This window comes from Roseibaca calidilacus, assembly GCF_001517585.1.
Taxonomy (GTDB): domain Bacteria; phylum Pseudomonadota; class Alphaproteobacteria; order Rhodobacterales; family Rhodobacteraceae; genus Roseinatronobacter; species Roseinatronobacter calidilacus.
In genome coordinates this window covers 1-7,274 of record NZ_FBYC01000001.1, presented here as the reverse complement: position 1 = coordinate 7,274, position 7,274 = coordinate 1, and the positions used below count along the sequence as shown (strand labels likewise).

The 7,274-nt window shown below is 61.9% G+C and carries 6 protein-coding genes and 2 pseudogenes; 4 read left to right on the top strand and 4 right to left on the bottom strand.

Annotated features, from left to right (window positions below):
* Positions 1–25: 25 nt before the first annotated feature.
* The 3 genes from AWT76_RS00040 to AWT76_RS00030 all read right to left on the bottom strand — a co-directional run bounded on the left by AWT76_RS00040 (position 26) and on the right by AWT76_RS00030 (position 3,028).
* Positions 26–1,489 carry a TolC family protein gene (locus tag AWT76_RS00040; protein WP_072244162.1) on the bottom strand — a complete coding sequence of 488 codons (1,464 nt, stop codon included), beginning with the start codon at positions 1,487–1,489 and terminating at the stop codon, positions 26–28.
* A gap of 48 nt (positions 1,490–1,537) precedes the next feature.
* Entirely contained in the window at positions 1,538–2,512 is a 975-nt protein-coding gene (locus tag AWT76_RS00035; protein ID WP_141655830.1) for a BamA/TamA family outer membrane protein, read from the bottom strand.
* A 144-nt stretch (positions 2,513–2,656) separates the two neighbouring features.
* Positions 2,657–3,028, bottom strand: coding sequence for a transposase (locus AWT76_RS00030; protein WP_072244160.1), 372 nt, complete (start codon positions 3,026–3,028; stop codon positions 2,657–2,659).
* Here AWT76_RS00030 and tnpA point away from each other — a divergent pair.
* The 4 genes and pseudogenes from tnpA to AWT76_RS00010 all read left to right on the top strand — a co-directional run.
* Positions 3,027–3,485, top strand: coding sequence for an IS66-like element accessory protein TnpA (tnpA, locus tag AWT76_RS00025; protein WP_072244159.1), 459 nt, complete (start codon positions 3,027–3,029; stop codon positions 3,483–3,485). The genes AWT76_RS00030 and tnpA overlap by 2 nt on opposite strands.
* Positions 3,482–3,838 carry an IS66 family insertion sequence element accessory protein TnpB gene (gene tnpB, locus AWT76_RS00020; RefSeq protein ID WP_072244158.1) on the top strand — a complete coding sequence of 119 codons (357 nt, stop codon included), beginning with the start codon at positions 3,482–3,484 and terminating at the stop codon, positions 3,836–3,838. Before tnpA ends, tnpB begins: the two co-directional genes overlap by 4 nt.
* Positions 3,839–3,928: 90 nt before the next feature.
* Positions 3,929–5,555: pseudogene (gene istA / locus AWT76_RS00015) on the top strand (IS21 family transposase).
* Positions 5,545–5,943, top strand: a pseudogene (locus tag AWT76_RS00010) (ATP-binding protein); the annotation flags it as partial. The pseudogenes istA and AWT76_RS00010, both read left to right, overlap by 11 nt.
* 95 nt (positions 5,944–6,038) lie before the next feature.
* Here the strand turns inward: AWT76_RS00010 and tnpC are convergent.
* The coding region (gene tnpC, locus AWT76_RS00005) for an IS66 family transposase (protein ID WP_072244157.1) at positions 6,039–7,274 on the bottom strand (1,236 nt) is incomplete at its 5' end.

The following is a 7,274-nucleotide window of genomic DNA, read 5'->3' as shown; positions in this document are numbered from 1 at the left end:
GCTTCATCATTCAACGCTGGAAATTTCACGGGGCAGCCATTCCATAAACGCGTACCGAGAACCGATTGTCGGACATCACGCGTTCAACCGTGTTCAGAAGGTCCTGATCCATCGCACCTTGGGCGCGCGCGCGCGCAACCGTGGCTACGATGTAATTGCGGCGGGTCCGCTGCTGGAACACCTCGGCGCGGACAAGGTCCAGCCGCGCCTGTTCGACGTCCAGATCGCTCAGCACACCTGCGTCGCGTTCCCGCTCAATTTCCTGCAGGGCTGCACGGCGCAGCGCGACGACCTGATCAAGCGACCGGTCATGTTGCCAAAGCGCATTCAGCGCCGAGGTCGCGCTGCGCATGTCGCTGACCGCGCTCTGAAGGCGGGCTTCGTAGTCGTGACCCGCTGCGAGGGCTTCGTTCAACTCTGCATCCCGGATCCTGCGCAGCCGGCCCGAGGTGTAAATATCCCATTCCATCTGCAGCGAGACATCATTTGTGCGCGACAGGCTGGAGCCGTCGAAGAGCGAACCGCCCCGGTCCCGTTGCGCCGCCGCCAGTTCCAGCGTGATGCGCGGATACATGGCCATGCGTGCCTGATCGACCTCGCGAAGTGCCACGTTCACGCGGTCGGCCATGGCCCGGATCTCGGGCGCGTTCTCTATACTGTCGAGTTCGTCCTGCGTGATCGCTTGCGGGCGCGGCAAAGCAACCGTTACACGCGCCGAGGCGGGATAGGGGCATGTGGTATCGAAACCCAGCCCGCACATCTGATCGGTTCGGATCCGGAAATCGGCGGCTGCGATCTCTGCATCACTGCGCGCACGCGCAAGTTCCGCCGCAGCGACAGACCGCGCCGAGCCGCGCAATTCGCCAGCGGCTTCCTGGCGTACTTCGAACTCAGCGCGCGCCGAATAGAACTGCACCTCGGCCTGTGCAAGGCGCCAGCGCTCAAGCGCTTCGCCTGCCTGCACATAGGCCGTGACGATATCCTCCAGCAGATCTTGCTCGGCCGCTTTCAGATCGGCGGCGCGGGCCGCCGCCTCTGAGCGGGCCGCGACCACGGCGGCAGATCGTTGAAGATCAAGTAGACGCAGACGCGCGGTGAGATTCACGTTTCCTGTCTCATAGCTCGACACATCGCCCTCAACCGACGGGTTCGAACTTTCGAGGATCGACTGTTCCGTTGTGATCTGCTCGGCCGTCAGCGTGACCTGAGGATAAAACTCGCGCTCCGCTTCCTCGACACGGGCTTCGGCAGCCAGCATCAGACGCCGTGCAGAGGCGGTGCGCTGGCTCATCTGTGAGGCCGCGAACGCGAATTCGGACAGCATGGCTGCGCTGTCGATCGTGGCCGGCGCAAGCCTGTCGGGCAGCGGGACAACGGGGCCCTCGCGCTCCATCGCCTCGAGCAACTCGTCGGCCGTCTTCTCGAACTTGATGTTGCCACCACAGCCTGCCAGCGCCATCGCCAGTGTCAGTCCGATCAGCTGACCCATTGTCCTTTGCGCGAAGCGTTGCATGACAGCCCGTTCCATTCTGCCACCTCAGAAGGTGCTGGAAAAATTCAGTTGTACGTTTTGCACACGGTCCGAAGGCCTGTGCGCAAAGGCATCAGAAAGCACCAGTTCAAGGCGCGCCGCCCCGAAATCCCGACCGATGGTGATGCCAGCCGCGCCGCGCCAGTAGGTATCGGCGTCAATGGTCGCGCGCGCCGCATCGCCATTCGCATCCAGCCCCCAGGCCGAGCCAACATCCATGAAAAGGCCAAAGGACACGTCCGGCGCACCCGGCAAAAGCCCTGCATAACGCGTGTCGAAGGACATGACCGCATAGCGCGTCGCCCCCACGGGCGCGCCATCAAGGGCCGCGGGATCCACCGGGCCGAATCCGTTCGCCTCGAAGCCGCGAATGGCACCCGACGATGGAAGAAATCGGTCGTTCAGCGTGGTTTGTCCCTGCGCAACATTGATGGCCCCTGCCCTGAGGGCAAGCTCGGCAGAAAGCGCACCGGGCGGGATCGGCAGGGCGTAATCCAGCGCAACCTCGGCCTTGGTGTAGCGAAGATCCTCGCCATCATCGAGCAGGACCGCATTGAAGCCCAACTCAACAGCGCCGAACCCGAGCTCGCCATTCAGCGCCACGCCCATCAGCGACCGCGCTCCATCCTCGTCCTGAAGGATGGCGGGTGCCTCTGCCAAGGCGCGCAAATCATCCTTGATGAAGACAAGGCCGAGCGACATGACCCCCGCATCGCCCAGATCCCAGACCGCTCCCGGTGACACGCGGGTGACGCTGGTGTCGATACCCTGACGTTCGCTGCGATCCCGCTCCGCATGACTGACCGCAACACCAAATGTCGGATTGCCGTCGCCCAACCGGTTCAGACGGTAGTCCAGCGCGACGGTCTGCTCTTGGGACGATACCGAAAAGGCGAGATCGATCGACTGATCCCGCCCCATCAAGGCCCGATGCTGAAACGCACCCACAAGGCTGACACCGGAATCCCGGTCATATCCCACGCCGAACGCCAAGCGCCCAACAGGATCTTCGTCAGCTGCACTTTGGCCTGCGGACAATAAAACGCCCGCTCCGACCAGAAGCGCAAATCTGGATAGGGCGACTGAAGGAAACCGCAAAGTACCGTGCCTTTTTTGTTTCCAAGTTCAATAAATGGCCGCTTGTTGCAACGACGGAGTAGATAAAATTGAAGATACTACCGTTACCCTCGATCCGGCCAGAATGACCGCCGCGAAGCACAGTCTGTCGCCTTCCGGGGCAGCCGGAAAAACAAGCGTGCCGCGCCACGCACGACGCCGCCATTCTGAAAAATGATTGGCCCGCAACCCGTATCGCCGCGCAACCTCATTTGCCGTAGGCCCCGGCGTCAGCGGCTCCGCAACAATCCGCGCTCTCACCACATCCAGCCAGCGCCGCTGACCATTCGTAAGCGACGGCCACGCCCCATTGATTTGTCCTGTTCCTGACGCGTGGCATGCCTGCGAGAAGGTCTGCGCGCGCAGATGGAGGTTTCGCATGGCGGATGGTGGCGACGGATTTATGGGTCGGTGTGAAATTGTTGAACCGCGACGGCGCAATCGCCGATGGCCATCGGAAGTGAAAGCGAAGATTGTCGCGGAGAGTTATCAGCCTGGGGCGCGGGTTGTGGATGTGGCACGCAAATACGATTTGCTCCCACATCACCTGTCAGATTGGCGTCGCCATGCCCGACAGGGTCGGTTGGCTTTGCCGGGTGACCTGATGGATGCGCTGAACGGATCGCCTGCGTCGGAGGCGGCGGAGCCTGCCTTTGTGCCGCTGTCAATTCTGCCCGAGCCCATGGATCAGCCGGTGTTTTCCACGGCCGCGGCCGCGCAGGATGGCTCTGGTGTGCTGACGATTGAGGTCGGGTCCGACCTGCGCTTGCGTATTCCCGGTGATGTTACAGTGGAGCGCGCGGCGGCGCTGGTGCGTGCATTGCGCGGGGCGACATGATCGTCGCGGGTCAGAGGCTGCCGATCCTGATCGCGACGAAGCCAGTAGACTTCCGCTGTGGGCACAACGCTCTGGCGCTGATCGTGCAGACGGAGCTGAAGCTCGATCCGCATTCCGGGGTGACGGTGGTGTTTCGGTCAAAACGCGGGGACAGGTTGAAGATCCTTGTGTGGGATGGCACCGGAATGGTGCTGATCTACAAGGTCCTGGAACAGGGCAGCTTCGCCTGGCCGAAGATTCAGGACGGGGTTATGCGGCTGTCTCGGGCGCAGGCGGAAGCCTTGTTCGAAGGTCTGGATTGGCGGCGGGTGGTGGCGCAAAGGGTGCTGGTGTTGATTGCCACTGAGATTTGACCCGGTAATCGCCAAAACTGTCATTGAGAATTGACCCATGTGCAACCTTGCCCCGGCTTGAACCAGCTGGGGGCAAATGGAGTGATCGACATGGGATTTTTGAAGGTAATCAGAACATGGGCGCTGCGAGACAAGATGCCCATTCGCGAGATTGCACGGCGCACGGGCATATCGCGCAGTGAGCGGTGACTGCCATCGGTTCGAAGGAACCGCGAACAATCAAGAAATATCTGCGGGAGGGGATTGTTGAACCGGCGTTTCAGACGCCGGATCGTCCTAGCAAGCTCGCCCCATATGCCAAGCAGCTGACAGCTTGGCTTGTCTCGGATCAGCGCAAATCACGCAAAGAGCGCCGGACGGCGAAGCTGATGCACGCCGATCTGGTGAAGCTGGGATATGACGGTTCCTACGAGCGTGTTGCGGCCTTCGTTCGTGAATGGAAAGGCGAACGCCAGCGCGCGTATCACACGACCGACCGGGGTGTCTTCGTGCCGCTTGTGTTCCAGCCGGGTGAAGCCTTTCAGTTTGATTGGAGCGAAGACTGGGCCTATGTCGGCGGTGAGCGGATCAAGCTGCAGGTCGCCCACGTTAAGCTGTCGCACAGCCGGGCATTTTTGGTGCGGGCCTATCTGCTGCAAACGCATGAGATGCTGTTTGATGCCCATTGGCATGCGTTCCGTGTCTTCGAAGGCGTCCCAAGCCGCGGCATCTATGACAGTGAGGCTTGGCCGCCACGGGTCCGAGGCCAGGCCGAACGAAGACGGCGGTCGACAAGGTCGGACTTGGCAAGAAGCGCGATGTGAATGCGCGGTTCACGGCGATGACCAGCCATTACGTTTTTGATCCCGAGTTCTGTAACCCGGCAGCGGGCTGGGAGAAGGGACAGGTCGAGAAGAATGTCCGCGACGCGCGCCGTCACGCCGGAGGCGTGCTTCCAGCACGACGCATGTGGCAGCTGATGCCGGCCTTTCCGGATCTGGATGCGCTGAATGCTTGGCTGGAAGAACGCTGTAAGCTGCTATGGGCAGAGACGGCGCATGGCACCTTGCCTGGCAGCATCGCAGATGTGTGGGCAGCCGAGAAGCCTGCGCTGATGGCGCTCCCCACAATGTTCGATGGCTTTGTCGAGGAAAGAAAGCGCGTCTCGCCGACATGCCTGATCAACTTTGATCGCACCCGTTATTCTGTGCCCGCCAGCTTTGCAAACCGCCCCGTCAGCCTTCGCATTTACCCTGAGCGGCTGGTGGTCGTCGCCGAGGGGCATGTGATTTGCACGCATGAGCGCATCATCGACCGGTCGCACCGCCAGCCGGGGCGCGTGATCTATGACTGGCGCCACTATCTGGCGGTGGTTCAGCGTAAACCCGGAGCGTTGCGCAATGGTGCTCCCTTTGTGGAAATGCCCGAACCCTTCCGCATGTTACAGGCGAAGATACTGCGCCAGCCCGGCGGGGACCGCGAGATGGTCGATATCCTGTCCTTGGTGCTGCACCATGACGAACAGGCCGTCCTGTGCGCCGTGGAATTGGCTCTGGAGGCGGGCGTGCCGACCAAGACCCATGTTCTGAACCTGCTCCACAGGCTGCTGGATGGCAAACTGACCGACCAGCCGGATGTGAACCCTCCTGCGGCCTTGACGCTGAGCAAAGAGCCCGAGGCCAATGTCGCGCGCTACGATGGGTTGCGCACCACGAGAGGAACACGCCATGCGTCATGACCCCGCCGGTGCAGCTCTCATCATCATGTTGCGCAGCCTTAAAATGCCAGGCATGGCGCAGGCCGTGCAGGATCTACTCGATCAGGGAGCGCCTGCATTCGAGGCTGCCATGCCGATCCTGTCGCAACTGCTAAAGGCTGAAATGGCCGAGCGCGAGGTGCGCTCGATCGCATATCACATGAAGGCAGCCCGCTTCCCAGCATACAAGGACTTGTCCGCGTTCGACTTTGCCGCCAGTGAAATGCGTGAAGCTCTGGTCCGCCAGCTCCATCGCTGCGAATTTCTGGATGGCGCAGAGAATGTGGTGCTGATCGGGGGGCCTGGCACAGGGAAATCGCATGTTGCGACGGCCCTCGGCATCCAGGCTATCGAGCATCACCGCAAGCGGCGGCTACGCCCCATTGGTTCCGGGCTTGCGCTTTGGTGAGATGGTGCGGATCGGAGGGCGCGCAGTAGCTCATAATGTACTACGCAACGAGTTCCCTATGCACCCTTGTCCTGCTGGGCATATGCCCATGGCATCAGCGCATCGATGCCCTTGTCGAGATGGCCATTGGCCAGCTTGGTGAAGAGATCACGCAGATAGGCATAGGGTTCGACGCCGTTCATCTTGCATGTGCCGATCAGGCTGGCGAAGCGGGCCCAATTGCGCCCGCCCTCGTCGTGGCCGGCGAAGAGCGCGTTGCGGCGGTTCATGGCCGGGCTGCGGATGGCGTTTTCGACAAGGTTGGAGTCGATGTCGACGCGTCCGTCCTCGAGGAATAGCCTGAAGCCGTCCTGCCGTTTCAGCATGTAGGCCATGGCCTCACCGAGGTCGGATTTGCGCGAGACGCGGGCGGCCTGTGCCTTTAGCCAAGTGAAGAATTCATCGACAAGCGGGTGGGACATTTCCTGCCGGACAGCCCGGCGGCGGTCCGGGTCGAGCCCCCGGATGGCGTCCTCGATCTTGTAAAGCGCCGCGATCCGCAACAGCGCCTCGTCCACGATGGGCGATCCCTTCTTCGGCTTGGCCTTGATCAGCTTGCGCCTGCCGTGCGCCCAGCAGAAAGCCAGCTGCAGCGGATCGCCACCTGTGCGCTTGGATGTGGCCAGATGGGTATAGCCACCATAGGCATCGACCTGGATCGTGCCGTTGAAGCCGTCGAGGATTTCGGCGGCATACGCGCCTTTCCGTCCGGGACGATAATGGAACACCACACCCGGCGGCGCAGTCCCACCCCAACCGCGATCATCGCGCAACACGGCCCACAAATAGCCAGTCTTGGTCTTTCCACGCCCCGGGTCGAGAACCGGGGCGGTGGTTTCATCGACGTAAAGCCGCGTGCTCTCGGCCATCAGGCGCTTGGCCATGTGGTCAACGACAGGTGCGATCAGCGCCCCGGTACGGCCCATCCAGTCGGCCAATACGGATCGGTCGATCGGGACCCCGTGCCGCGCCATGACCATGGCCTGCCTGTTCAGTGGCATGTGCTCGGAATGCTTGGAGACGGCAATCTGTGCCAGCAACGCCTCGGTGGGCCAGCTGCCCTCCAACAGATGCGCAGGCGCCTTGGCTTGCACCACGCCTGTGCGCCCCTTGGGGCAGGCGTATTTCGGGCGGATCGTGACGATCACCTGATAGCGCGCCGGGATGTAATCCAGCCGCTCGCTCCGGTCTTCGCCAATCTTGACCATGTCCCCGCAGCCGCAGGGGCATGCGATACTTTCAGGCTCGACCAC